This window comes from Bacillus cereus group sp. MYBK95-2 (genome assembly GCF_051915225.1).
GTDB classification, from domain to species: Bacteria; Bacillota; Bacilli; order Bacillales; family Bacillaceae_G; genus Bacillus_A; species Bacillus_A cereus.
The window spans coordinates 1,042,735-1,066,515 of the sequence record NZ_JBQAEH010000001.1 but is presented as its reverse complement, the minus strand read 5'-3'; the positions used below and the strand labels follow the sequence as shown (position 1 = coordinate 1,066,515).

Sequence of the window (23,781 nt, the reverse complement as noted above, 5' to 3'; positions counted from 1 at the left end):
TTTTTTAGAAGAACGACTAATGAAAGGATGGGACGAAAGATGGAGACTGTGAACTTAATAGAATTAACAAAGGATATTAAAGATCAACATAAAAACTTCGTCGTTTCAAATATAAACAGTCATTGCTTACGAATCGCTGTATTTACTGGTGAATATGATTGGCACTATCATTCTAATTCGGATGAATTATTTATTGTGTTAGAGGGAGAATTACTTATTGATTTTGAAGATGGAGAAACAGCGGTTTTAAAGCCAAATGATTCAATCTTAATTCCAGCATGTAAGATTCATAGAACGAGAGCATTAAAGAGAACTGTAAATCTTTGTTTTGAACATATAGAGGCGGATACGATTAAAGTGGAGCAATTATGAAAAAATTATCCGTAGCCGAGTATAGAAAAATCCTTCCGATTTTAGAAAGTCATACAAAAACGACGACGTTTGCTTATGCGGTATGTGATCAAGTGATAGATGGTGAGGTTTTTGCAAACGAGAAATTAACAGCAGGACTAATTCGTACAGCTAACGGTATTTATTATTTATTTGGTGATACTGATGATCAAAATTATAACGAAGATTTATTTTCTTTTATAAAAAGGGCTATTGAAAAAACAGAGAAGAGATTTACATTGTTCTCTTCGAGTAACGAGTGGGAAATGATGATAGAAGAACGTTTTAGTCATGTACTTCGAAACATTCCGCGAATGAAATTTCAAAGCGTAACCTTTGAAGAGAGAAAACGAGATTGTAACAAAAATACATATGAAGTGAAGCGTATTGATAGAAGAGATATAGAGCGAAGCAGTGAATTTAAAGAGGAGTACTACAAAGAATATTGGGGATCAAAAGAAACGTTTTTGAATAGTGGTTTTGGATTTTGTATAGAACAAGATGGGATAATTGTAGCTGAATGTGTCTCGATATTTAGCGGGAATGGTTATGCTGAAATAGATATTGCAACACATGAAGCGCATCAAGGGAAAGGATTAGCTCAAGCTGTTGCAACACGGTTCATTGAACATTGCATGCAAAATGATATTATACCGAGCTGGGATTGTTATGTAGACAATATTCCTTCGCGAAAATTAGCTAGTAAATTAAGTTTTTATCATCCAATAGAATACAGTTTGTTTGTACGTAAGAAAACGGGGGAAGAAAAATGAATGTAGAATTAACGAGATTTAAAGTTAAGCCTGGTAAGAGTCATCGAGTAAATGAATGGATGCAGCTTCTGAATGACAATATGAAAGAAGTACTTTTGACATTAAACGACGAAAAGATGTACGTTGAGACAATTTTCCGGGAAATAAGAGATGGAGAAGAGTACTTATATTGGTATTCTGTGCAAGGAGAAGGTGGGGCTCTTGTCGAAAATTCTCATTATGAAATTGATAAAAAGCACTTGGAATTTTGGTATGAGTGTATTGATGAAGAAGCACCCTCTGTTGATATGAAAACAGAAGTCGTTATGATTCAAGATGTTGTGAAGGACGCGATGAAATAATAGATTGGTATTTTATAACCGTAAAAGGGTCATCTTTTTGGTTGGAATATATATTATTGGAGATGCTGTAGGATGAGAATTAGTAATAAATATATCACTCTCGATGAAATAGAAGTAATAAGGGAACCTTTAAATAAATTGCATGAATATCATAATAATACATCAAGGCATTTTTCTGGTGACTATCCAAGAATGACATTTGAGGAACGTATTGAAATTTATAAACAAAATTCAAAGTATGGAGAGTATAGAATTGAATTATTGTTGAGGCGGAAACAGATAATATATTAGGATGTTGTATAGCGTATAGCAAAAGTGTAAACGGAAAGATTGAAGTTTTATTCGTTGATGAAAGATACCGAAGAAACGGATTTGGTTTGAAATTAATGAATAGTGCAGTGGAATGGTTTAAAGCGAAGAAGATAGATGAAATTGAATTAACAGTAGTGTACGGAAATGAAGCTGTATCGTTTTATGAAAAGCTGGGGTTTTATCCTCGTTCAATTATTATGGAAACTAAGTCATAACGATAGTATGGAGAGAGATGAGTGAGAGTTTTTGTTTCAAAAAAGTGATTTATATGTTAATAAAATATATGTGAAGGGCGCATCAAAATAGATGTGCTTTTTATTATGATAAAAATGTAGAACAGCTGTATTTGGATATCTTTAAGTGAAAATAAAAGGGATATTAAGAATCTTTTAGGACAAACTATAAAGAAATAAAAAACACCAAACCAAAAGACCTACCAATATACGGTGTAGTCGTAACAGGCAAAACAGAGGATTTACAAAGTTTACAAGGAGCACCATATATTAAGGCTGCTGTAAGAGGTGTAACAGTTGAGAAATATTGATTACAAGCAATTAATGTGAATAATCAGAAAATTTATGTTATAATATGGGAAAAGGAGGTTTATATGAGGCAAATACATGGAGCAATTTATATTTACATAACAATGTTTTTCGTGGCGGTATCCTATGGATTGGGGCACGTGTATTCGCATCCTATACTAACTTTTTTAAGCGGAGCATGTATGGCGTTTGCGCTTCTTGTCCACCTTTTCTCAGTTTGGATCGTGAAATTTCAATTAAATATTAGTGAAATAGAAGAAGGCACTTTTTGAGTGGCCTTCTTTTTTTAATAATATTTTGGAAGTTCTTGTAGCAATTTTTCAATTTCGCATTCTGTTTCTTCGCATATAGAAAGCTTGCGCAGTCTGAAAAATAAGCTGCGTAAGAAAGATTTTATATTTCCGTATAGAAACTCGTATGATTCAATATGTAATGTTTGTTTTTGAACGGGTAATTGAGCTACTAAATCACGAAGGGCTAATATGAGTGCTTCTTCCTTTAAGCCATTTTGTAGCATTGCGACAATCGGATAAACGATACGTTCATCTTCTTCATATTTGTAATAGATGGAATGAACACAAACTTTGTTTAATAAAGTTTGTAATATTTCTTCGTAATATAAAGTTTCCAGTTTAGGACTATTCACAAGCGCCTCAAATGTATCAGAAGCATGAGCGATACTATGTGCCCAGCCGTGTTTTTGCACATATCCCCGGAAATCATGTTCGTTGTTCATATATAGAATTAGTTGATCTTTTACATTTGAAATATCAGTCTGTGATAAGAAATTATGATTTGTATCAGCATCAATAATGAGGGCAATTAATAATGTTGTAAATGCTCGGGTAAATACCGCATCTTCATCATCTGAATGAATCTTATACAATAAATATTTTTCACCGATGCTTTCTAATAATAGTTTCTGTAATTGTGTGTGTGAAAGATATTCCTTCTTGATGAGATGAAAAAAAGTAGAGTAGATGAGTTTGTCCCTTAAATAGCTATCAGTATCGCCAATTTGCTCAAGCATATTGGAACTTAAAGAATCAATGTTAAGTGTGTTATCCAGTATGTAATTATTATTACGAATTTCTTCTAACTGTTGTTGTAACATATAAACCCCCTATTTTAGAAAATTCTGTATTTTAATAGTATAATAGAAGGAAGAAATAGACAATAAATAAGTGCATTTGAATGGAGGGGCATGATGAAGAGAGCGTTATTCTTTTTCATTAGTATTTTCTTTTTAGGAAGCTGCTCGATTTGGTATTTTACTTTTTCTAGCGAGAGCAAAAGTTGGACTGGACAATATAAAGGGCATATTAAGGATGACAGTGAAGATGGAATGTTTACGTTTCAATATAAGGGCGGGGATGGAAAGACAGAATTTAAAAACTTAGAGATTGCTATTAATGGAGCCTTTAGTACAATGACACAAACGTCAGAAGTTCATAGAGGAGCAAAGGTTGAAATGAAGTCTTCTTGTGTAAGTTGCGCGCCTATCTCTAAAGATGAACCTATAGAAGTTGTGATTAAATGGGATGATAAGTATGAGGAGAAGATGGTGTTAAATTTGAAATAGCCTAGAGTAAGGAGTTAAAAATGAATAGGCATATGAAAATTGTTATGTTTTTAAGTGTATTTCTAGTCGTATTATCAGCGTGTGATACAAAACAAGTAGAGCAAGTAACGGTAAAAGAAGTACCTAAAGAAGGGTATATCATATTAAGAAATGACACGATGTTTTTTGCCGATGATAAAACGGTTGAAACAAAAGTAGAGTTGCAACATTATATAGAACAACAAATGAATAAAGAGCATCCAGCACATATAGTCTTGAGCTTTAAGGACAAAGACGCATATAAACAGTTAAAAACAGGGGATAAAATAAAAGTATGGTTTTCTCAAATACTTGAAAGTTATCCAGCAAAAATGATTGTAGAGAAATTTGAAATAGTAGGGAAATAGAAAAAGGCAGCACTCCCGCTGCCTTTTTCTATTATTTTACAAATTGTAACTCTTTCGGGAATTTCGTTAAAATTTCTGATCCGTCTTTTGTGATGTAAATATCATCTTCAATACGAACGCCACCTACGTTTGGTACGTAAATACCAGGTTCGATTGTGAAGACCATACCTTCTTTTAATGGAGACTCGTTACCAGCTTTTACATCTGGATATTCGTGTACGCTAATTCCAAGTCCGTGACCAAGTCGGTGTGGGAAGAAGTCTCCGTAACCTGCATCTGCGATAACAGAACGAGCAGCGTTGTCGATTGCGCCAAGTGTAACACCTGGTTTACATGCTTCAACTGCTTGTAGTTGTCCAGCAAGTACAGTGTTGTAAATACGAGTTTGTTCTTCAGAAATCTCGCCGAATGCCACTGTACGTGTAATATCAGAGCAATAACCGTCAATGATTACGCCTAAATCAAATAGTACGAAATCACCGCGTTTCATTTTGTTTGCGCCAGGAATACCGTGTGGAAGAGCTGAGTTCGCACCTGCTAATACCATCGTATCAAATGACATTTTATGTATGCCTTTTGTTTTTAATTCGTGTTCAATAATTGCTAATACTTCTAGTTCACTACGATCTTCTTTAATTGCATTTACACCAACTTCAACAGCATAGTCCGCCATTTTAGCTGCTTCGCGTAAAATAGAAAGTTCTTTTTCATCTTTAATTAAACGAAGTTCGCGAACTTTCTCCTCAGCTGATTTGAAAGCTGCATTTGGGAATAATTTCGTTAATTCTTCGTAGCGCTCTACGTTTAAATGTTCTTTTTCAATTGCAACTGCATTTGCATTGATGCCGCGGTCTTTAATTGCTTTTGCAATCATATCCCATGGTCTGTCAGTATCAGTAAATCCGATAATTTCATGTGCCCAGCCAGCGTTACGTGCTTGACCTTCTTCCATTTTAGGGCAAATTAAAATAGGTTCTTTTTCTTGGAATACAAACATACCAAGTAATCTTTCGTGTGGTTCACAGTGGAAGTTTGTCATGTAGAAGACGTTTGGTGTAGAAGTTAAGAACGCAGCTTCTACGTTTTTTTCTTTTAGCCATTGCATTAAATTTTCTAATCTAGCATTCATCGATTGGCACCCCCGAGATATTTAATTACAAATATAACTTTAACTCGGAAGAAAGCGTTATGACAAGTAAATAGATGTTAGAAAAGACAGGGAATTGAAAAATCATGTAGAATACAAAGTGAGAATGTGAACAGGGGAGGAATGTAATAATGAAAGTATCTTATCATGGACATTCAGTTGTGAAAATTGAGGCGAATGGAAAAGTTATTTTAATTGACCCGTTTTTAACAGGTAATCCGAAAACAGATTTAAAAACTGAAGATGTAAAAGTGGATGCAATTCTTTTATCGCATGGACACGGTGATCATGTTGGAGATACAGTAGAACTTGCGAAGAAAAATAATGCAGTTGTTGTAGCGCCATTTGAACTAGCAACATTTTTAAGTTGGCAAGGTGTAAATACACACCCGATGCATATTGGTGGTTCACATGAATTTGACTTCGGAAAAGTGAAGTTTACACAAGCATTCCACGGCTCTAGTTATATTGATGAAGAAAATAAGACGATTACATATACAGGTATGCCAGCAGGTATTTTATTTACAGCAGAAGAGAAAACTGTATACCACGCAGGAGATACTGCACTATTCTCTGATATGAAGTTAATTGGGGAATTAAATAAAGTTGATCTAGCATTTTTACCAATTGGTGATAATTTCACAATGGGGCCAGAAGATGCTGTACTAGCGGCAAAATGGATTAATGCGAAAACTGTTGTACCGATGCATTACAATACGTTCCCAGTTATTGAACAAGATCCATATCAATTTGTAGAAAAGCTACAAAATTGTACAGGGAAAGTATTAGAAGCTGGAGAAAGTATTACACTATAGAAAAGAAACCCTTCATTTGAAAAGAAAAGTGAAGGGTTTTTTACGTGTGTAGGACAGCTTTTAATGCTTGTATTTGTTTTGGTGATTCTTCTCTTTTGGTACGTGGTTGTTCAGGTGTTTCATTCAATTCCATTGCAACTTTTTTCCCATCTACGAAAGCTAAAAATACAGCACCTACAACCTCTAAAAGTTTTTTCATCATGTGTTCGCTCCTTTGTTTTATTTCTTGTCTTAATTGTATAGGCAATTAAGTGGGCGAACTATCGAATGAGATGACAATAGCATTACATTGTTGTAATAGAATGACTGGTGGAATGTAAGCGTCATTTTGTTATAAAAAAAATAGTACAGGTATGCAAAGAGAGAGTGTAACAGTTTTGAAAATATAGTATACTGAAAGTACAACACATGAAGAATTTAGGGAAAAGAAAGTATGGTGAAACCATTTGGCTACCAAGCATAACCAAATTTTAGAACATATTAATAGCCTGCCAGTAGGCCATAAAATTTCTGTAAGACAAATTGCGAAAGATTTGAGTGTAAGTGAAGGGACCGCTTACCGTGCAATTAAAGATGCAGAAAATAAAGGATATGTTAGTACAATTGAACGTGTCGGAACAATTCGAATTGAACAAAAGAAGAAAGAGAATATCGAAAAACTGACATATGCAGAAGTCGTTAACATTGTCGACGGTCAAGTACTTGGGGGCAGAGAAGGACTACATAAAACATTAAATAAATTCGTAATCGGAGCTATGAAATTAGAAGCGATGATGCGCTATACAGAAGCTGGGAATTTACTCATTATTGGTAACCGTACCAATGCACATGAATTAGCGCTAGAAACTGGAGCGGCTGTATTAATTACGGGCGGATTTGATACGGAAGATCATGTGAAGAAATTAGCAGACGAATTAAAGCTGCCGATCATTTCAAGTAGCTACGATACATTTACGGTCGCAACGTTAATTAATCGTGCAATTTATGACCAACTTATTAAGAAAGAAATTGTACTCGTTGAAGATATTTTAACGCCAATTGAAGAAACGTTATATTTAAAGCCGAGTGATACAGTACAGCAATGGCATGCATATAACGAAGAGACAATGCACGGAAGATATCCAATTGTCGATGAAAGTAACAAAGTACTAGGAATCGTAACTTCAAAAGATATGATCGGAGTAGCGAAAGAAACACCAATTGATAAAGTAATGACAAAACACCCAATTACAGTGAACGGTAAAATGTCTGTCGCAGCTGCGGCACGTATGATGGTGTGGGAAGGAATTGAATTACTTCCTGTCGTTGAGGAAGGAAACAAACTGCAAGGTATTATTAGCCGTCAAGATGTACTTCAGGCACTGCAAATGATTCAACGTCAGCCACAAGTTGGAGAAACCATTGATGATATTGTAACGAATCAATTTATGACACCAAAAGAAGCGAAGAATGAGCATCTATATCAATTTTCGGTGACGCCGCAAATGACGAACTCAATCGGGACGTTATCGTACGGTGTATTTGCAACAATTGTGACAGAAGCGACAAATCGCGTCATTCGTGCGCAAAAGAAAAGTGATTTAATTGTTGAAAACTTAACGATTTATTTCGTAAAGCCGGTTCAAATTGATAATGTTGTATCTGTTCATCCAAAAGTATTAGAAATTGGACGTAAATTTGGTAAGGTCGATGTAGAGGTGCATCATGAAGGTAATGTTGTTGGAAAAGCATTACTTATGGTTCAGTTAATCGATAAATAAAAAGATGGAACAAATCGTTTTGATTTGTTCCATCTTTTTTTGTTGTTTTAAATTTGAAAGGCATGATTTTAGATGGGAGTTTTAGTGAAATATGTATGGGATGGAGTGGAAAAGTAATGTGAGAAAAGACGGAATAATAATTCAATTCAGTTGTATATTGTGTTATGATTATATTGTAAGAAAATGGAATCGTGAGAGGTGGTATGCATTATGTCGTCAGCCGTACTCTTTTTTGGTAGTATCGCACTATTTTACTTTCTTGTAATGATACCGATTCAATATTTATATTTACAAGGTTTACATGAAAAAAAGGAAAAGACAGGATTATCTCAGCGAGAGCTATATGAAAAAATGTCTTTTGGAGAAGAACAATTACATTTTCACGTACAAGGGAACCCATTTAATATACCATCTGCGTTTGTTGCGTATATGATTTTGAAAGTTAAGGGACGTAAAAAAGCATCACAATATTGATGCTTTTTTACGTTGCTTCATAGACTTCAGCTTCTTTAACTGCTAATGGCAAGAAATGTTTGTATTGGCGAAACCCGTTAAATACACTTGCACTACCAAATAGAACGAATAAAACACCAACGATAATACGAGCGGTTGAAAGTTCTAAAAAGAATTGGTTTATCCCGAAAAATAAAACGAATGAACCGAGTGCCATTGCGGATTTTCCTGAGAGCCAACCTTTCTCCATTGGGCGGTTTGTACGAAAGTATTTTGTTTTGTAAAAGAGGTACAACATAAATGAGACGATAATACAGAAGACTAATACTGGCATAATGAACACTCCCATCGCTTTGTGAAAAATAATAGAAAAGAAAAAGAAATATCTAAACTTTCTAACTTTTATTATAAAGCAATTGTTCGCATGTATGAAATACTTTCCGTTATAATGGAGGATAAAGTGAAGAAGTTGATTAAAAAGGAGATTATACATATGCATGAGCAAATTTTAGGAGCAATTAAAGAGTTTGATACAATTATTATTCATCGCCACGTGCGTCCGGATCCAGATGCGTTAGGTTCACAGGGTGGTCTTGGTACAATTCTACAAGAATCGTTTCCAGAGAAAAATATTTATACGGTTGGGTACAATGAGCCGTCACTAGCATACTTACGAGTAATGGATGATATTGAAGATAGTGTATACGAAAATGCGCTTGTTATTGTTTGTGATACTGCGAATCAAGAACGTGTTGACGATCAACGCTATACAAAAGGGAAGATGTTAATTAAAATTGATCATCATCCAAATGAAGATCCATATGGAGATATTACGTGGGTAGATACGACAGCGAGTTCTACAAGTGAAATGATTTATGAGTTTTATAACTATGGGAAAGATAAAGGATTAAAAATAACAAAAGAAGCAGCCCGCCTTATTTTAGCAGGAATTGTTGGAGATACAGGTCGTTTCTTATTCCCGAATACGACAGCAAAAACACTTCGTTACGTAAGTGAGCTTGTTGACATGGGTGTGAAATTCACAGATTTATACAATGAGATGTATAAGACAAAAGAAAAAATTGCTCGTTTAAACGGTTATATTTTACAAAACTTTACGATGGTAGAAGAAGGAGCAGCTTACATTAAATTAACGAAAGAAGTATTAGAAGAGTTTGATGTACTTCCTTCTGAAGCATCTGGTGTTGTTGGAGCGCTTGGCAATATTGATGGATTAAAGGCGTGGGTTCTATTTTTAGAGGAAGACGACGTAATTCGTGTTCGTCTTCGTTCAAAAGGACCAGTTATAAACAAATTAGCAATGCAATATAACGGCGGGGGGCATCCGATGGCTTCTGGTGCGAAGGCATCTTCTTGGGAAGAAGCGGATCGTCTTTTTGCTGATTTACGTGAGATTTGTAAATAAGAGACTATATGTTAGAACGAAAAGAAGGAGCGGCGCTAAAGCCCTCCTTCTTTATTTTTCTTTCTCTATAGTAATGCTAATTTCAAGCACTGTATCAAAAGATATTGTATCGACTTTAAAACGGTATAGCCGATCGTAATGTTTGTACGTTTTATTTTCGATTACCTTTTTAAGTAGGTCTTTATTTTTTGCGATACTTTGAATGTTTTTCGTTAAAAGATGTTGGAGGTCATTATGGATAGATGTAGTCATATTTTCGAGTGTGAGATTGTCTAAATCGTATTTTTCTCGATTGATAAGTTTTATTTTAATCTCTTGAATGGTTAAGAGCCGTTTATTTTCAGTGTTCAATTTTTCTTGATCTTCGAGAAGGACGTGGAGCTTTGCTTCTTGTTTTTCTATAATTTCTCTTTGTTCTGCTATTTTACTAGCTTGTTCTTCTTGAAAAACACCGTATATGTACAAAAAAATAAACCAGCTCAACACGCCTCCAACAGCAGCCCCAGCTAATACTAAGTACCATCTTTTTGCTGTATTGGCACTTGGTACTCTCATACATGTTCCTGCGTTAGCCATTTAATAATAATGAGACCTGTTTGCATACCACCAGTTGCGAAAAAAATAAGGAGAATTTGCTTTACGATATCTTTCATATCTCCGCCAAAGAAACTTCTTTCAAAGCTATAAAAGGTATCGAATGTTCCGCCGATTGCTGCAACGAGTGCCCAAATTCTTAAATTTTGGGCGAATTGATTAATGTAAGTTAGAGCTGGTTTTCCGATAAGAAACGCACCAAATCCACCAATTAATGAACCGCCAAGTATAACCCCAAAGGCAATAAAATAACTAATAATAAGCAGAGAGAAAAAAGTATGTTCTCTTACATCCATCGTCATTCCCCTTTCTTCTTCATATATATGGACAAAGTATAAGAAGTATGTTTTGATTTCCGCTTTCCTCATCACCTATAATAAAAGTAGTCAAATAGGTAAAGAGAGGGTACAACAGTGAAGTTTGTGCATTTACAATGTCAAACCGTTTTTAGTTTATTAAAAAGTGCTTGTAAAATTGATGAGCTTGTAGTCAGGGCGAAAGAACTCGGTTTTTCATCGCTGGCTATTACGGATGAAAATGTTATGTATGGCGTTATTCCGTTTTATAAAGCATGTAAGAAACATGGTATACAGCCCGTTATTGGATTAACCGCTTCTATTTTTAGTGAAGAAGAAGAAAGGTCTTATCCGCTTGTATTACTTGCTGAGAATGAAATAGGCTACCAAAATTTATTAAAGATTTCTAGCAGTATTATGACAAAGTCCAAAGAAGGTATTCCTAAGAAGTGGCTTGCGCATTATGCGAAAGGATTAATTGCAATTTCACCAGGTAAAGATGGCGAAATTGAGCAATTATTACTAGAAGACAATGAGAGTCAGGCTGAAGAAGTAGCTCGCACGTATCAAAATATGTTTGGCCATTTTTATATGAGTTTGCAGCATCATGCGATTCAAGATGAGTTGCTTTTACAAGAGAAACTACCTGAATTTATTAGTAGGGTTAATATTCCAGTCGTTGCAACAAACGATGTGCACTATATCAATCAAAGTGACGCGCTTGTTCACGAATGTTTACTATCTGTTGAAAGTGGAACGAAAATGACTGATCCAGATAGGCCGAGGCTGAAAACAGATCAGTATTATTTAAAGTCATCGGATGAAATGGAAGCACTATTTTCCCATGCGCCGGAAGCAATCCAAAATACAATAAAAATTGCAGAGCGTTGCCAAGTAGAAATACCGTTCCATGTAAATCAACTTCCGAAGTTTCCTGTTCCGTCTAATGAAGCGAGTGATATATACTTGCGTCGTGTTTGTGAAGAAGGTTTGCGGAAACGATATGGTGAACCGAAAGAAGTGCATATAAAGCGTTTGGATCATGAATTAAATGTTATTTCTCGTATGGGATTTAGTGATTATTTCCTCATCGTATGGGATTTTATGAAGTATGCACATGAAAATCATATTCTAACAGGACCAGGTCGTGGATCGGCAGCTGGTTCACTCGTTTCATACGTATTAGAAATTACAGATATTGATCCAATTGAATACGATCTATTATTTGAAAGGTTTTTAAATCCTGAACGTGTGACGCTTCCCGATATTGATATTGATTTTCCAGACGTAAGACGTGATGAGATGATTCGCTATGTGAAAGATAAATACGGTCAGCTCCGTGTTGCGCAAATTGTAACGTTTGGTACGCTTGCAGCAAAAGCGGCAATTAGAGACATTGCCCGCGTAATGGGGCTTCCGCCGCGAGATATTGATATATTTTCAAAACTTATTCCATCAAAGCTTGGTATAACGTTAAAAGATGCATATGAAGAATCACAATCACTTCGTGAGTTTATACAAGGGAATCTTCTGCATGAGCGTGTATTTGAAATCGCAAAACGTGTAGAAGGTTTACCACGTCATACGTCTATTCATGCGGCTGGTGTTATTATGAGTCAAGAACCGCTAACAGGAAGTGTAGCAATTCAAGAAGGACATAACGATGTTTATGTTACGCAATATCCAGCCGATGCGCTAGAAGAACTTGGTTTGCTTAAGATGGACTTTTTAGGATTACGTAATTTAACGTTACTTGAAAATATTATAAAATTTATCGCGAACAAAACAGGGAAAGAAATCGATATAAGAAACTTACCTCTTCAAGATGAAAAGACGTTCCAATTATTAGGGAGAGGGGATACAACAGGTGTATTCCAGCTTGAGTCGGGTGGTATGCGAAATGTACTTCGCGGGTTAAAACCGAATGAGTTTGAAGATATCGTAGCTGTTAACTCGTTATACAGACCAGGACCGATGGAACAGATACCGACTTTTATTGAATCGAAACATGGAAAAAGAAAAATTGAATATTTACATCTGGATTTAAAGCCAATTTTAGAAAGAACATACGGCGTCATTGTATACCAAGAACAAATTATGCAAATTGCATCGAAGTTAGCTGGTTTTTCGCTCGGAGAAGCAGATTTACTGCGCCGTGCGGTGAGTAAAAAAAATCGTGATATTTTAGATCAGGAACGTAAGCATTTCGTCCAAGGATGTTTGCAAAATGGTTATGATGAGACATCCGCAGAGAAAATTTATGATTTAATTGTAAGATTTGCGAATTACGGTTTTAACCGAAGTCACGCTGTAGCTTACAGTATGATCGGATATCAGCTTGCCTATTTGAAAGCGAATTATACGCTGGAATTTATGACGGCATTATTATCAAGCGCAATTGGAAATGAAGATAAGATTGTACAGTATATACGAGAAACGAAGCGGAAAGGTTTTCACGTTTTGCCACCGTCTCTTCAGAGGAGTGGCTACAACTTCCAAATAGAAGGGAATGCGATACGTTACAGTTTACTTTCGATCCGAAATATTGGAATGGCTACAGTGACGGCATTATTAGAAGAACGAGAGAAAAAAATGTTCGAAGATTTATTTGAATTTTGTCTTCGTATGCCGTCAAAGTTCGTAACGGAGCGTAATTTAGAAGCTTTCGTCTGGTCGGGATGTTTTGACGATTTTGGTGTTTCGAGAACGAATTTATGGAAAAGTATTAAAGGGGCGTTAGAGTACGCGAATCTCGCACGTGATTTAGGAGATGCTGTTCCAAAATCAAAATATGTACAAGGAGAAGAGTTATCTTTTATTGAACAACTAAATAAAGAGAAGGAAGCGCTTGGCTTTTATTTATCAAGTTATCCGACAGCGCAATATGTGAAGTTAGCAAAAGAATTAGAAATTCCATCTCTCGCTCAGGCGATGCGACACAAGAAAAAAGTACAAAGAGCTATTGTGTATATAACAAGTGTGAGAGTGATTCGTACGAAAAAGTTTCAAAAGATGGCATTTATTACATTCTGTGATCAAAATGATGAAATGGAAGCGGTCCTCTTCCCGGAAACGTATATACATTTCTCGGATAAGTTGCAAGAAGGAGCAATTGTTTTAGTTGACGGTACGATTGAGCTAAGAAATCATAAGCTGCAATGGATTGTAAATGGACTATATCCGCTAGAGGAAATGGATGTTTATGAAGAAAAGAAAGACGCATCTGTTTACGTGAAATTGCCGTCTCAGTATGAGAAAAAGCTTTTAAATCAGGTTACGAAAATATTGTTCGACTATTCAGGTTTTGCGAAAGTACTAATTTATTATGAAAAGGAACATAAAATGGTACAATTATCTCGGAGTTTATCGATTCATCCAAGTGAAGAATGTTTAGGAGCACTTCGTGAAATTGTCGGGGAAGAAAATGTAGTTGTGAAAATATAATGGACAATTTCCCTACACTTCGATTATTATAGTAGTAGTGTTCGTGGTCAGACCACTTGGAGAAATTGATATCAGCAAGAATAATTTGAGGAGAGTGGATAGTTTGTCAACACTTCGTGAAGAAGCACTTCACATGCATAAAGTGCATCAAGGAAAATTAGAAACTGTATCAAAAGTAAAAGTAGAAAATGCAAAAGATTTAAGTCTTGCATATTCTCCAGGGGTTGCAGAACCTTGTAAAGAAATTTATGACGATAAAAGTAAGGTATATGAATATACGATGAAGGGAAATATGGTAGCAGTTGTGACAGATGGAACAGCTGTACTTGGTCTTGGTAACATTGGACCTGAAGCATCTCTTCCAGTAATGGAAGGTAAAGCTGTATTATTCAAGAGCTTTGCTGGTGTAGATGCATTCCCAATTGCCTTAAATACAAACGATGTAGATAAAATTGTTGAAACTGTAAAATTAATGGAGCCAACTTTTGGCGGCGTTAACTTAGAAGATATCGCAGCACCAAACTGCTTCATTATTGAAGAGCGTTTGAAAAAAGAAACAAATATTCCTATCTTCCATGATGATCAACACGGAACAGCTATTGTAACAGTAGCAGGTCTTGTAAATGCACTGAAATTAGTTGGAAAGAAAATGTCTGACATTAAAGTTGTCGCAAATGGCGCAGGTGCAGCAGGTATTGCAATTATTAAACTTTTATATCGCTATGGTGTACGCGACATTATTATGTGTGACCGTAAAGGCGCAATCTATGATGGTCGTCCTACAGGTATGAATCCGGTGAAGGATGAAGTTGCAAAATATACAAATAAGAATCGTATAGAAGGTTCTTTAGCTGATGTTGTACAAGGTGCGGACGTATTCATTGGTGTATCTGCAGAAGGTGCATTAACAGAAGAGATGGTTCGTACAATGAATGACGATGCGATTATTTTTGCAATGGCGAATCCAGTTCCAGAAATTATGCCAGAATTGGCAAAAGCAGCGGGCGCAGCTGTTGTTGGAACAGGTCGTTCTGACTTCCCGAACCAAGTAAATAATGTACTGGCGTTCCCTGGTATTTTCCGCGGTGCACTTGACGTACATGCGACACAAATTAACGAAGAAATGAAGATGGCAGCTGTACAGGCTATTGCTGAGCTTGTAGCAGAAGATGAGTTAAATGCAGACTATATCATTCCGGCACCATTTGACGCGCGTGTAGCGCCTCAAGTAGCGGCTTACGTTGCAAAAGCAGCAATGGAGACAGGAGTAGCTCGCCGTCAAGTAGATCCAAATGAGATCGCTGAAAAAACAAAACAATTAGCGCTGATTGGTAAAGAATAAGCGAGGAATTTCCATTGACATCATCAAATACAAAAGTATATCTCGAAATTGTAAAAAAAATCCGTTCCATTATGGAAGAGGATGGTTTGGTGGCGGGGGATCGTTTGCCGTCTGAGCGTGAGTTAAGTTCACGCTTAAACGTAGGACGTTCCTCTGTAAGAGAAGCATTGCGTGCTTTAGAACTGGTAGGATTGATTGAAACGAGACGTGGTGAAGGGACGTTTATTCGAAACTTTTATGATAACGGTCTTGTACAATTAATTGCTCCGTTCTTATTGCAAGATGAGAAAACAATTCGTGATTTATTACAAACGAAACGATTACTTGAGAAAGATATGATTCGAATTGTATGTAATTTACCGAAAGAAACGTTTTCTAAAGTACTAAGTAGATTACACCAAGTACTTGAAGGAAATGAAAGCTCAGTCCCAACGCTTCATCAAACGTTCTTTAAAACACTTATTGAACAAGTCGATAATTATTTACTATATCGCATTTGGATGATCGTAAATGATTACGTAGCAACTCTTTCTTGTAAAGTTTCAAGAGATTCTATCGATATGTATAGAAAGCTTTATGCTACTTTGGAAGAAAAACAAGAAAATGATGCACTAAAAATTTACGATGAATTAGTAGAGAATATACAGTTTCACTCGTAATGTATAAAATTTGTCGAAATGACCATGACACGTTATGACAAACATTCTACCGCTTAGCGGTTAAAGTTAAACGTAAAGAGTGAGGTTATTAGACAGATTGAGAAGATAAGGCTAACATCAAACTTTGGTGTTAGCCCCATTTTCTTCTTACGCTAACCTTAGCTCTCAACGAAGGGGGTCAAATTGTGCTAAGAGATTTATTCGTGAAAAAGAAAAAGTACGCTGCAATACCTTCAGAACAAGTACGAAAAGATGTACCAGATGGCGTTATGACAAAATGTCCGGAATGTAAAAAAATCATGTATACGAAAGAACTTCTAAAAAATTTAAAAGTATGTGTGAATTGTGGATATCATCATCCTATGAATGCATGGGAACGTCTTGATAGTATATTGGACGAAGGGTCATTCCGTGAGTATGACAAAGAAATGGTTTCATTAAATCCACTCGAGTTTCCAGGTTATGAAGAGAAACTAGAGAGCGATCGTAAGAAGACTGAATTGAACGAAGCGGTTGTAACTGGTGAAGGAACAATTGATGACATGCTTGTTGTTGTTGCAGTAATGGATTCTCGTTTTCGAATGGGGAGCATGGGCTCTGTAGTAGGAGAAAAAATCGCCCGTGCGGTTGAAAAGGCGTACGACTTACAAGTTCCATTTATTATCTTTACTGCTTCGGGTGGTGCCCGTATGCAAGAAGGGATATTAAGTTTAATGCAAATGGCAAAAACAAGCGTAGCTTTGAAAAAGCATAGTAATGCAGGAGGGTTATTTATTTCTGTTATGACTCACCCAACGACGGGCGGGGTTTCAGCGAGTTTCGCTTCACTTGGTGATTATAATCTTGCAGAACCAGGTGCACTTATCGGATTTGCTGGTAGACGTGTAATTGAACAAACGGTGCGTGAGAAACTACCAGAAGATTTCCAAACGGCAGAATTCTTACTAGATCATGGTCAATTAGATGCGGTGGTGCATCGTGATGATATGAGAGAATCACTTCGCAAGATTTTAGAAGTTCATCAAGGGGGGGGAATGGCTGTATGGCAGAGCTAGAATTTGAAAAACCAGTTGTTGAGCTAAGAAATAAGATTCGTGAACTGAAAGACTATACGAAAAACAGCCAGATGGACTTCAGTGAGGAGATTCGTATTTTGGAAGAAAAGCTAGAAAATTTAGAGGAAGATATATACGGCAATCTGAAAGTATGGGACCGTGTTCAAATTGCTCGTCATGCAGAACGACCGACAACGCTCGATTATATTGAGCACTTATTTACTGATTTTTTCGAATGTCATGGAGATCGTCTATTTGGCGATGATGCAGCGATTGTCGGCGGCATTGCGAAATATAAAGGGATGCCTGTAACTGTAATTGGGCATCAGCGCGGAAAAGATACGAAAGAAAATATTCGCCGTAACTTTGGAATGCCTCATCCAGAAGGATATCGAAAAGCATTACGTTTAATGAAGCAGGCGGAAAAGTTCAATCGTCCTATTATTTGTTTTATTGATACGAAAGGAGCTTATCCTGGTAAAGCTGCTGAAGAACGTGGTCAAAGTGAAGCTATCGCCCGCAATTTATTTGAAATGGCAGGTTTAACGGTACCTGTTATTTGTATCGTTATCGGCGAAGGTGGTAGTGGTGGTGCGCTAGGCCTTGGAGTTGGAGATTACATTCATATGCTAGAAAATTCCACTTATTCTGTTATTACACCAGAGGGTGCAGCGGCAATTCTTTGGAAAGATGCAGGAAAAGCAAAGGAAGCTGCAGAGGCAATGAAAATTACAGCAGCAGATTTGAAAGAATTAGGTGTAATTGACGAAATTATTCCAGAAGCAAGAGGCGGAGCTCACCGTAATATTTTGAAACAGTCAGAAAATATAGACTTAATGATTCAAAAAACTTTTGAACAATTAAACGGAATTTCGAAAGATGAATTAATCGAAAAACGTTATGAAAAATATATGAAAATTGGGCAAGTTTCGTTTTCAAACGCTTCCATTTGGATAAAATAAGAAAAGCGTGCGTTCCACTTCGCGAATGCACGTTTTTATTATGAAAAGACACATCTTCTCCATTGTATTTTTATATTTTTTCGTGTTATTTTATTATAAGGCAAATAATCTTTATGAGGTGAGTACAAATGAAACGTATTGGTGTATTAACAAGTGGTGGAGATTCACCTGGTATGAATGCTGCCATTCGTGCAGTTGTTCGTAAAGCGATTTTCCATGATATTGAAGTATATGGTATTTACCATGGATACGCTGGATTAATTTCTGGTCACATTGAAAAATTAGAACTTGGTTCTGTTGGCGATATTATCCACCGCGGTGGTACAAAATTATATACAGCAAGATGTCCTGAGTTTAAAGATCCAGAAGTACGACTAAAAGGTATCGAGCAATTAAAGAAACACGGTATCGAAGGACTTGTTGTCATTGGTGGAGATGGTTCTTACCAAGGCGCTAAAAAATTAACTGAACAAGGATTCCCATGTGTTGGTGTACCAGGTACAATCGACAATGATATCCCTGGAACAGACTTCACAATTGGTTTCGATACAGCTTTAAACACTGTTATTGATGCAATTGATAAAATTCGTGACACAGCTACATCTCATGAACGTACATATGTTATCGAAGTAATGGGACGTCACGCTGGTGATATCGCATTATGGGCTGGTTTAGCTGATGGTGCGGAAACGATCTTAATTCCAGAAGAAGAGTATGACATGGATGATGTTATCGCTCGTCTGAAGCGTGGTAGTGAACGTGGTAAAAAACACAGTATTATCGTTGTAGCTGAAGGTGTTGGAAGTGCAATTGACATCGGTAAGCACATTGAAGAAGCAACAAACTTTGATACTCGTGTAACTGTATTAGGTCACGTACAACGTGGTGGATCACCAAGTGCACAAGACCGTGTATTAGCAAGTCGTCTTGGCGCAAGAGCAGTTGAATTATTAATTGCTGGTAAAGGCGGACGTTGTGTAGGTATTCAAGATAACAAACTTGTTGATCATGACATTATCGAAGCGTTAGCTCAAAAGCATACAATCGATAAAGACATGTATCAATTATCTAAAGAATTATCCATCTAATCGGCGTAATGTCAGATATTTGGGAACGGTTTCATAATTTTCGGAGGTGCAATATGCGTAAAACTAAAATTGTATGTACTATAGGTCCTGCTAGTGAAAGTATTGAAAAATTAGAGCAATTAATCGAAGCAGGTATGAACGTTGCTCGTTTAAACTTCTCTCATGGTAGCCATGAAGAGCACGGAGCTCGTATTAAAAACATTCGTGAAGCTTCAAAGAAAACTGGTAAAACAGTTGGTATCTTACTTGATACAAAAGGTCCAGAAATCCGTACTCACGACTTCGTAGACGGACAAGCTGAGCTTGTAACAGGTGCAGAAGTAGTTCTTTCTACTGAGCAAGTATTAGGTACTGCAGAGAAGTTCTCTGTATCTTATGCTGGTCTTTATGACGATGTAGACCCAGGTTCTCGTATTCTAATCGATGACGGTCTTATCGAACTAGAAGTAATCGAAAAAGCTGATGGAAACATCCGTACAAAAGTTCTTAACAGCGGAACTGTAAAAAATAAAAAAGGTGTTAACGTACCAAACGTAAGCATTAAGCTTCCTGGTATCACTGAAAAAGACGTAAAAGATATCATCTTCGGTATCGAGCAAAAAGTTGATTTCATTGCAGCTTCATTCGTACGTAAAGCGTCTGACGTATTAGAAATCCGTGAATTATTAGAAGAGCATAACGCTCAATACATCCAAATCGTACCAAAAATCGAAAACCAAGAAGGTATCGACAACATCGATTCAATCTTAGAAGTTTCTGACGGTTTAATGGTAGCTCGTGGTGACATGGGTGTAGAAATTCCACCAGAAGAAGTACCGTTAGTACAAAAACGTCTAATTAAAAAATGTAACGTGTTAGGTAAACCAGTTATTACTGCAACACAAATGTTAGATTCTATGCAACGTAACCCACGTCCAACTCGTGCGGAAGCAAGTGACGTAGCTAACGCAATCTTCGATGGTACAGATGCAATCATGCTTTCAGGTGAAACAGCTGCTGGACAATACCCAGTAGAAGCAGTAACAATGATGGCTAACATTGCGGTACGTGTTGAAAAATCATTACAATATGAAGATATGTTCAAAAAACGTATTAAAGAGTTCACTCCAACAATTACAGATGCAATTAGCCAATCTGTTGCACATACAGCACTTGCTCTTGATGTAGCTGCAATCGTAGCTCCAACAGAAAGTGGATATACTGCGAAAATGATCTCTAAATACCGTCCAAAATCTCCAATCGTAGCTGTAACATCTGACGAGCAAGTAGGACGTCGTCTTGCACTTGTTTGGGGTGTACAAGCATTTATGGCTGAGAAGCGCGCAGCTTCAACTGACGAAATGTTAGATACAGCAATTCAAACAGGTATGGATGCAGGTCTAATCGGACTTGGAGATACTGTAGTGATTACTGCTGGTGTTCCAGTTGCTGAAACTGGTACAACAAACTTAATGAAAATCCACGTTGTTGGTGAAGAAATTGCTAAAGGACAAGGAATCGGTCGTAAAGCTGCAAAAGGTAAAGTAGTTGTAGCAAAAACAGCTGCTGAAGCTGTAGCGAACGTAAACGAAGGTGATATCCTTGTTACAACAAGCACTGATAAAGATATGATTCCTGCAATCGAAAAAGCTGCAGCTTTAGTTGTAGAAGAAGGTGGCTTAACAAGCCATGCAGCTGTTGTAGGTGTATCAATCGGTATTCCTGTTATCGTTGGTGTAAACGGCGTAACAGCAACTTTAAAAAATGGCCAAGAAGTAACAGTTGATGCAGCACGCGGAATTGTTTATAATGGACATGCGGAAGTGCTATAAGTAATACGGAGAGAAGGATCGGAGTCCTTCTCTTTTTTTTACACAAAAACGAGATAAAATTAGCTTGAAGCGCCTAGAATTGCTTTTAAAAGCTGTTTGTTATGGGTTTTAATATGAAAGGGTATCTATATTTCATATGATGTATATAGGCATTGTGAGGGCGTTAAAAGTGAGATGTGAGAGAGGTGTAGAACTATGAAGTGGTTACTATTCTTGTTTATTTTAATACCGGCGATTGAGATTACGGTCTTAATTGGATCAAGTCATGTAATAGGTTTATGGTCTACGTTCGCTATGATTGTATTTACAGGTGTTGTAGGTGTGTATTTGGCGAAAAGACAAGGGTTTAAAGTGCTTGGAGAGATTCAATCTAAGTTGAATAGAGGGGAAATGCCAGGTGAGGCGGTACTAGATGGTATTTTTGTATTTGTAGGAGGTATTCTCTTAGTGCTTCCTGGGTATGTGACAGATATGCTAGGGTTTATCTGCGTGATCCCTATTACGAGAGCTTTATTGAAGCCGCTTGTTATGAAGTGGATGGAATGGAAATTTAGAAAGAATTCTACTATTATTATTCAGAAATAGCACTTAGATTGTAGAAATCTAAGTGCTATTTTTTTGTCTTGTAAAAGGAGAGGAACTTGCTGATTGAAGCTTTGTTTTACCGCGCTATTTGTGGGGGGGATTTCTATCTCAAAGCTGGGCTGCTCGTAAGTGTCTGATGTGGGGCGAATGATGAGTGGGGATGAACAAAACGTTCGCTTATTATATTTGCTATATAATTTTCGTTTGAACTCTTGTGTGTACTTCGATTAAACTTGTGATTTTTTAGTGCTATTAATTTAGATGAATAAGATGGAGGGAAACACTGCTAAATTAAAGTTTTGCTTTCTTATATAGAGGAACGATTGGTGTAAAAAATTCATATAAAAAGGCGGAGATTGTTAGTTGAAGTCGTATTTTATGCTATTTTGTATGTTTATTCATTTACATAAAAAGTAATAAATGTAAATGATAATTATAAAATAAATAGAATAAATATGTAAAAACACCACGGAATATGCGTTTTTCATGCAAAAAAACAAGAGAATTATCTTTTTTGAGTGCAATTCTCTTGTTTTATGTAATAAGTATGAAAAATAAGTACAAGGAATAATCAGTGGGAATTTCCCACTGATTACAGGTAAGTTTTTTGTTGTGTATGAATTAGAAACTATTATTTTGAAGGTGAACCTTTAATATATTTCCACAAGTCATGGAAGACATTAGCTTTGTGTAATGTATTAAGTAGTACTAAGGTGACTGGGCCGATGATTAATCCTAAAAAGCCAAAAAGTTTAAAGCCGACAAATAGAGCGACGAGTGTTGCTAATGGATCGAGACCGATGTTAGATGAAAGTACTTTCGGCTCCATAATTTGTCTTTGGACAATCACGACGATGTATAAAATGAGAAGACCAATGGCGAATGCGGTATCGCCAGTGAAAAATACGTATATAACCCATGGAACAAAGACTGCGCCTGTTCCTAAATATGGTAGTAAATCTACAACCCCTGTAATAATCGCGATAGTAATGGCGTATGGTACGCGTAATATTAAAAGCCCGATTAGTACAATGACAGTTGTCATAGATACGAGTGTAAGTTGTGCTTTCACAAAACCAAACAAAGCTTTTCTTAAGTCGACAAAAATAGTTTTTCCATAGCCATGTACACGATTCGGTAGCAATTTTCTTGCTTTCTGAGCAAGACGGTGCCAATCGTAACTAATGAAGAAAGTGGCTAATAAAATGAATACAAGGACAGTTAAAGTTGTTGGCAGTGCACTAATGAAATTCGTTAACCCGCTTATAATGGCGGTTAAAAGTTCTTTCATTTGTGTTGTCGCTTCTGTTCCTAAGTTTTGAATGTTTTGTGTAATTGTATAGCGCTGTGGTTCTCCAAGATGATTAAATTTAGAGATTAAATCATCGTAGAGAGGCATAATATGATTAAGTGCAAATTGCTGAGCGAATGTAACGATATCTGGAAACTTTACTGTAACAAGTTGTAGTAAGTATGTTGTGGCAGATATTGCTTCAGTCACAAGATATGTAACAAGTCCAACGATAGCTCCAAATACGAGAATTAAGCTAACGAGTACTGCTAGTGCGCGAGGAAATTGTAGTTTTTGATTAAGGAAATTGACGACAGGATTAATCAAATAAGCAAATGCAAAAGCGATAATAAAAGGATAGATAAGCCCTGACATGTATAGTAATACATAGAACCCAGCTACCGTTGCTACAATGACAAATATGAGTCGCAATATCATATATAGTAAGTTTCGGTTCAAAGATGTATACCTCCCATTCCAATTTGGATTATCCTAATTCGTTCAACTTATAACGAGTGTGCCCCACTGATTAAAGTTTCACTTTATGTTATAGTGGAATGATGGATTTTTCCTGCTTTTTCAGTATGTGAGTGACTGTGAAAGCTTGGTGTTGATGCTTCTACTATATGGTAAAAACTTCATTTTCTCTTCTTTTTATTTTACCTGTTTCTAATTAGAAAAGAAAGAAGAGACGCCTGTTTTTTAAAATGTATACACGCTTAAATTT

The 23,781-nt window shown here is 36.4% G+C and carries 25 protein-coding genes and 2 pseudogenes; 20 read left to right on the top strand and 7 right to left on the bottom strand.

The window, feature by feature from the left end; translation table 11 throughout:
• The first annotated feature begins 39 nt into the window (after positions 1-39).
• The 6 genes and pseudogenes from ACTFN4_RS05520 (at position 40) to ACTFN4_RS05495 (ending at position 2,630) form a co-directional block, all read left to right on the top strand.
• A complete protein-coding gene (locus ACTFN4_RS05520) occupies positions 40-372 on the top strand; it encodes a cupin domain-containing protein (protein ID WP_000450925.1) in 333 nt (110 codons plus the stop codon).
• Positions 369-1,163, top strand: coding sequence for a GNAT family N-acetyltransferase (locus ACTFN4_RS05515; protein ID WP_439962114.1), 795 nt, complete (start codon positions 369-371; stop codon positions 1,161-1,163). The genes ACTFN4_RS05520 and ACTFN4_RS05515 overlap by 4 nt, the downstream gene beginning before the upstream one ends.
• Positions 1,160-1,504 (top strand): DUF6176 family protein, encoded by a 345-nt coding sequence (locus tag ACTFN4_RS05510; protein ID WP_001100217.1) that lies wholly within the window; start codon positions 1,160-1,162, stop codon positions 1,502-1,504. The genes ACTFN4_RS05515 and ACTFN4_RS05510 overlap by 4 nt, the downstream gene beginning before the upstream one ends.
• A 72-nt stretch (positions 1,505-1,576) precedes the next feature.
• Positions 1,577-2,031 (top strand): annotated as a pseudogene (locus ACTFN4_RS05505) (GNAT family N-acetyltransferase).
• A gap of 138 nt (positions 2,032-2,169) precedes the next feature.
• A pseudogene (locus ACTFN4_RS05500) lies at positions 2,170-2,360 on the top strand (anti sigma factor C-terminal domain-containing protein); the annotation flags it as partial.
• A gap of 63 nt (positions 2,361-2,423) precedes the next feature.
• The gene (locus ACTFN4_RS05495) at positions 2,424-2,630 is read left to right on the top strand and encodes a hypothetical protein (protein WP_001248908.1); all 207 of its coding nucleotides are present in this window, start codon (positions 2,424-2,426) and stop codon (positions 2,628-2,630) included.
• Positions 2,631-2,644: 14 nt separating this feature from the next.
• Here the strand turns inward: ACTFN4_RS05495 and ACTFN4_RS05490 are convergent, their stop codons facing one another.
• Positions 2,645-3,472 carry a DUF2785 domain-containing protein gene (locus ACTFN4_RS05490; RefSeq protein WP_000941475.1) on the bottom strand — a complete coding sequence of 276 codons (828 nt, stop codon included), beginning with the start codon at positions 3,470-3,472 and terminating at the stop codon, positions 2,645-2,647.
• A gap of 93 nt (positions 3,473-3,565) precedes the next feature.
• Here ACTFN4_RS05490 and ACTFN4_RS05485 point away from each other — a divergent pair, with 93 nt between their 5' ends.
• Positions 3,566-3,940, top strand: a complete 375-nt coding sequence (locus ACTFN4_RS05485) for a hypothetical protein (protein ID WP_000816717.1) — start codon at positions 3,566-3,568, stop codon at positions 3,938-3,940.
• 20 nt (positions 3,941-3,960) lie between these two features.
• Entirely contained in the window at positions 3,961-4,326 is a 366-nt protein-coding gene (locus ACTFN4_RS05480) for a DUF3221 domain-containing protein (protein WP_001079377.1), read from the top strand.
• A 31-nt stretch (positions 4,327-4,357) separates the two neighbouring features.
• Here ACTFN4_RS05480 and pepQ read toward each other — a convergent pair whose 3' ends face one another.
• A complete protein-coding gene (gene pepQ / locus ACTFN4_RS05475) occupies positions 4,358-5,455 on the bottom strand; it encodes a Xaa-Pro dipeptidase (protein WP_000994026.1) in 1,098 nt (365 codons plus the stop codon).
• A 149-nt stretch (positions 5,456-5,604) separates the two neighbouring features.
• Between pepQ and ACTFN4_RS05470 the strand changes: the two genes are divergently transcribed.
• Positions 5,605-6,288: a metal-dependent hydrolase gene (locus tag ACTFN4_RS05470; protein WP_000868927.1), complete on the top strand. Its 684-nt coding sequence runs from the start codon at positions 5,605-5,607 to the stop codon at positions 6,286-6,288.
• Between the two features lie 40 nt (positions 6,289-6,328).
• Here the strand turns inward: ACTFN4_RS05470 and ACTFN4_RS05465 are convergent, their stop codons facing one another.
• Positions 6,329-6,490 carry a hypothetical protein gene (locus ACTFN4_RS05465; protein ID WP_000976303.1) on the bottom strand — a complete coding sequence of 54 codons (162 nt, stop codon included), beginning with the start codon at positions 6,488-6,490 and terminating at the stop codon, positions 6,329-6,331.
• A gap of 244 nt (positions 6,491-6,734) precedes the next feature.
• On the opposite strand from ACTFN4_RS05465, the gene ACTFN4_RS05460 reads away from it, so the two are divergent.
• Both ACTFN4_RS05460 and ACTFN4_RS05455 read left to right on the top strand, forming a co-directional pair.
• Entirely contained in the window at positions 6,735-8,048 is a 1,314-nt protein-coding gene (locus ACTFN4_RS05460; protein WP_000201572.1) for a CBS domain-containing protein, read from the top strand.
• Positions 8,049-8,258: 210 nt separating this feature from the next.
• Positions 8,259-8,522 (top strand): DUF3949 domain-containing protein, encoded by a 264-nt coding sequence (locus tag ACTFN4_RS05455; protein ID WP_000093045.1) that lies wholly within the window; start codon positions 8,259-8,261, stop codon positions 8,520-8,522.
• A 7-nt stretch (positions 8,523-8,529) separates the two neighbouring features.
• Here ACTFN4_RS05455 and ACTFN4_RS05450 read toward each other — a convergent pair whose 3' ends face one another.
• Positions 8,530-8,835 (bottom strand): YtpI family protein, encoded by a 306-nt coding sequence (locus ACTFN4_RS05450; protein WP_001144776.1) that lies wholly within the window; start codon positions 8,833-8,835, stop codon positions 8,530-8,532.
• A 159-nt stretch (positions 8,836-8,994) separates the two neighbouring features.
• Here ACTFN4_RS05450 and ACTFN4_RS05445 point away from each other — a divergent pair, with 159 nt between their 5' ends.
• Positions 8,995-9,927 (top strand): DHH family phosphoesterase, encoded by a 933-nt coding sequence (locus tag ACTFN4_RS05445; RefSeq protein ID WP_000545136.1) that lies wholly within the window; start codon positions 8,995-8,997, stop codon positions 9,925-9,927.
• Positions 9,928-9,978: 51 nt separating this feature from the next.
• On the opposite strand, the gene ytrI is transcribed toward ACTFN4_RS05445, so the two are convergent.
• Together ytrI and ACTFN4_RS05435 are read right to left on the bottom strand one after the other, a co-directional pair.
• Entirely contained in the window at positions 9,979-10,482 is a 504-nt protein-coding gene (ytrI, locus tag ACTFN4_RS05440; RefSeq protein ID WP_001265736.1) for a sporulation membrane protein YtrI, read from the bottom strand.
• Positions 10,479-10,892 carry a YtrH family sporulation protein gene (locus ACTFN4_RS05435; RefSeq protein ID WP_002005839.1) on the bottom strand — a complete coding sequence of 138 codons (414 nt, stop codon included), beginning with the start codon at positions 10,890-10,892 and terminating at the stop codon, positions 10,479-10,481. The genes ytrI and ACTFN4_RS05435 overlap by 4 nt, the downstream gene beginning before the upstream one ends.
• A 42-nt stretch (positions 10,893-10,934) precedes the next feature.
• Between ACTFN4_RS05435 and dnaE the strand changes: the two genes are divergently transcribed.
• The 8 genes from dnaE to ACTFN4_RS05395 all read left to right on the top strand — a co-directional run bounded on the left by dnaE (position 10,935) and on the right by ACTFN4_RS05395 (position 21,763).
• Positions 10,935-14,261 carry a DNA polymerase III subunit alpha gene (dnaE, locus tag ACTFN4_RS05430; RefSeq protein WP_439962113.1) on the top strand — a complete coding sequence of 1,109 codons (3,327 nt, stop codon included), beginning with the start codon at positions 10,935-10,937 and terminating at the stop codon, positions 14,259-14,261.
• 133 nt (positions 14,262-14,394) lie between these two features.
• Complete coding sequence (locus tag ACTFN4_RS05425; protein WP_161508111.1) at positions 14,395-15,603, top strand: NAD(P)-dependent malic enzyme; 1,209 nt, start codon at positions 14,395-14,397, stop codon at positions 15,601-15,603.
• 14 nt (positions 15,604-15,617) lie between these two features.
• Positions 15,618-16,262, top strand: coding sequence for a FadR/GntR family transcriptional regulator (locus tag ACTFN4_RS05420; RefSeq protein ID WP_000204448.1), 645 nt, complete (start codon positions 15,618-15,620; stop codon positions 16,260-16,262).
• 185 nt (positions 16,263-16,447) lie between these two features.
• A complete protein-coding gene (gene accD / locus ACTFN4_RS05415; protein WP_000942858.1) occupies positions 16,448-17,317 on the top strand; it encodes an acetyl-CoA carboxylase, carboxyltransferase subunit beta in 870 nt (289 codons plus the stop codon).
• The gene (accA, locus tag ACTFN4_RS05410) at positions 17,305-18,279 is read left to right on the top strand and encodes an acetyl-CoA carboxylase carboxyl transferase subunit alpha (RefSeq protein WP_000818802.1); all 975 of its coding nucleotides are present in this window, start codon (positions 17,305-17,307) and stop codon (positions 18,277-18,279) included. The genes accD and accA overlap by 13 nt, the downstream gene beginning before the upstream one ends.
• Before the next feature lie 128 nt (positions 18,280-18,407).
• Complete coding sequence (pfkA, locus tag ACTFN4_RS05405; protein ID WP_000821157.1) at positions 18,408-19,367, top strand: 6-phosphofructokinase; 960 nt, start codon at positions 18,408-18,410, stop codon at positions 19,365-19,367.
• 53 nt (positions 19,368-19,420) lie between these two features.
• Positions 19,421-21,178, top strand: a complete 1,758-nt coding sequence (gene pyk, locus ACTFN4_RS05400; RefSeq protein WP_001232673.1) for a pyruvate kinase — start codon at positions 19,421-19,423, stop codon at positions 21,176-21,178.
• 195 nt (positions 21,179-21,373) lie between these two features.
• Complete coding sequence (locus tag ACTFN4_RS05395) at positions 21,374-21,763, top strand: FxsA family protein (RefSeq protein WP_000871628.1); 390 nt, start codon at positions 21,374-21,376, stop codon at positions 21,761-21,763.
• A gap of 631 nt (positions 21,764-22,394) precedes the next feature.
• Here ACTFN4_RS05395 and ytvI read toward each other — a convergent pair.
• Positions 22,395-23,513 (bottom strand): sporulation integral membrane protein YtvI, encoded by a 1,119-nt coding sequence (gene ytvI / locus ACTFN4_RS05390; protein WP_001081388.1) that lies wholly within the window; start codon positions 23,511-23,513, stop codon positions 22,395-22,397.
• Positions 23,514-23,781: the final 268 nt, after the last annotated feature.

Excerpts from the sequence above, each read along its gene's own strand:
- accA (WP_000818802.1), top strand. The coding sequence starts at position 17,305 with ATGGCAGAGCTAGAATTTGAAAAACCAGTTGTTGAGCTAAGAAATAAG.
- ACTFN4_RS05480 (WP_001079377.1), top strand. The coding sequence starts at position 3,961 with ATGAATAGGCATATGAAAATTGTTATGTTTTTAAGTGTATTTCTAGTC.
- ACTFN4_RS05515 (WP_439962114.1), top strand. The coding sequence starts at position 369 with ATGAAAAAATTATCCGTAGCCGAGTATAGAAAAATCCTTCCGATTTTA.
- pyk (WP_001232673.1), top strand. The coding sequence starts at position 19,421 with ATGCGTAAAACTAAAATTGTATGTACTATAGGTCCTGCTAGTGAAAGT.
- ACTFN4_RS05520 (WP_000450925.1), top strand. The coding sequence starts at position 40 with ATGGAGACTGTGAACTTAATAGAATTAACAAAGGATATTAAAGATCAA.
- ACTFN4_RS05510 (WP_001100217.1), top strand. The coding sequence starts at position 1,160 with ATGAATGTAGAATTAACGAGATTTAAAGTTAAGCCTGGTAAGAGTCAT.
- ACTFN4_RS05470 (WP_000868927.1), top strand. The coding sequence starts at position 5,605 with ATGAAAGTATCTTATCATGGACATTCAGTTGTGAAAATTGAGGCGAAT.
- ACTFN4_RS05455 (WP_000093045.1), top strand. The coding sequence starts at position 8,259 with ATGTCGTCAGCCGTACTCTTTTTTGGTAGTATCGCACTATTTTACTTT.
- ACTFN4_RS05490 (WP_000941475.1), bottom strand. The coding sequence starts at position 3,472 with ATGTTACAACAACAGTTAGAAGAAATTCGTAATAATAATTACATACTG.
- pfkA (WP_000821157.1), top strand. The coding sequence starts at position 18,408 with ATGAAACGTATTGGTGTATTAACAAGTGGTGGAGATTCACCTGGTATG.
- ACTFN4_RS05425 (WP_161508111.1), top strand. The coding sequence starts at position 14,395 with ATGCATAAAGTGCATCAAGGAAAATTAGAAACTGTATCAAAAGTAAAA.
- ACTFN4_RS05450 (WP_001144776.1), bottom strand. The coding sequence starts at position 8,835 with ATGCCAGTATTAGTCTTCTGTATTATCGTCTCATTTATGTTGTACCTC.
- ACTFN4_RS05495 (WP_001248908.1), top strand. The coding sequence starts at position 2,424 with ATGAGGCAAATACATGGAGCAATTTATATTTACATAACAATGTTTTTC.
- ACTFN4_RS05465 (WP_000976303.1), bottom strand. The coding sequence starts at position 6,490 with ATGATGAAAAAACTTTTAGAGGTTGTAGGTGCTGTATTTTTAGCTTTC.
- ACTFN4_RS05395 (WP_000871628.1), top strand. The coding sequence starts at position 21,374 with ATGAAGTGGTTACTATTCTTGTTTATTTTAATACCGGCGATTGAGATT.
- ACTFN4_RS05445 (WP_000545136.1), top strand. The coding sequence starts at position 8,995 with ATGCATGAGCAAATTTTAGGAGCAATTAAAGAGTTTGATACAATTATT.
- pepQ (WP_000994026.1), bottom strand. The coding sequence starts at position 5,455 with ATGAATGCTAGATTAGAAAATTTAATGCAATGGCTAAAAGAAAAAAAC.
- ACTFN4_RS05485 (WP_000816717.1), top strand. The coding sequence starts at position 3,566 with ATGAAGAGAGCGTTATTCTTTTTCATTAGTATTTTCTTTTTAGGAAGC.
- ytrI (WP_001265736.1), bottom strand. The coding sequence starts at position 10,482 with ATGAGAGTACCAAGTGCCAATACAGCAAAAAGATGGTACTTAGTATTA.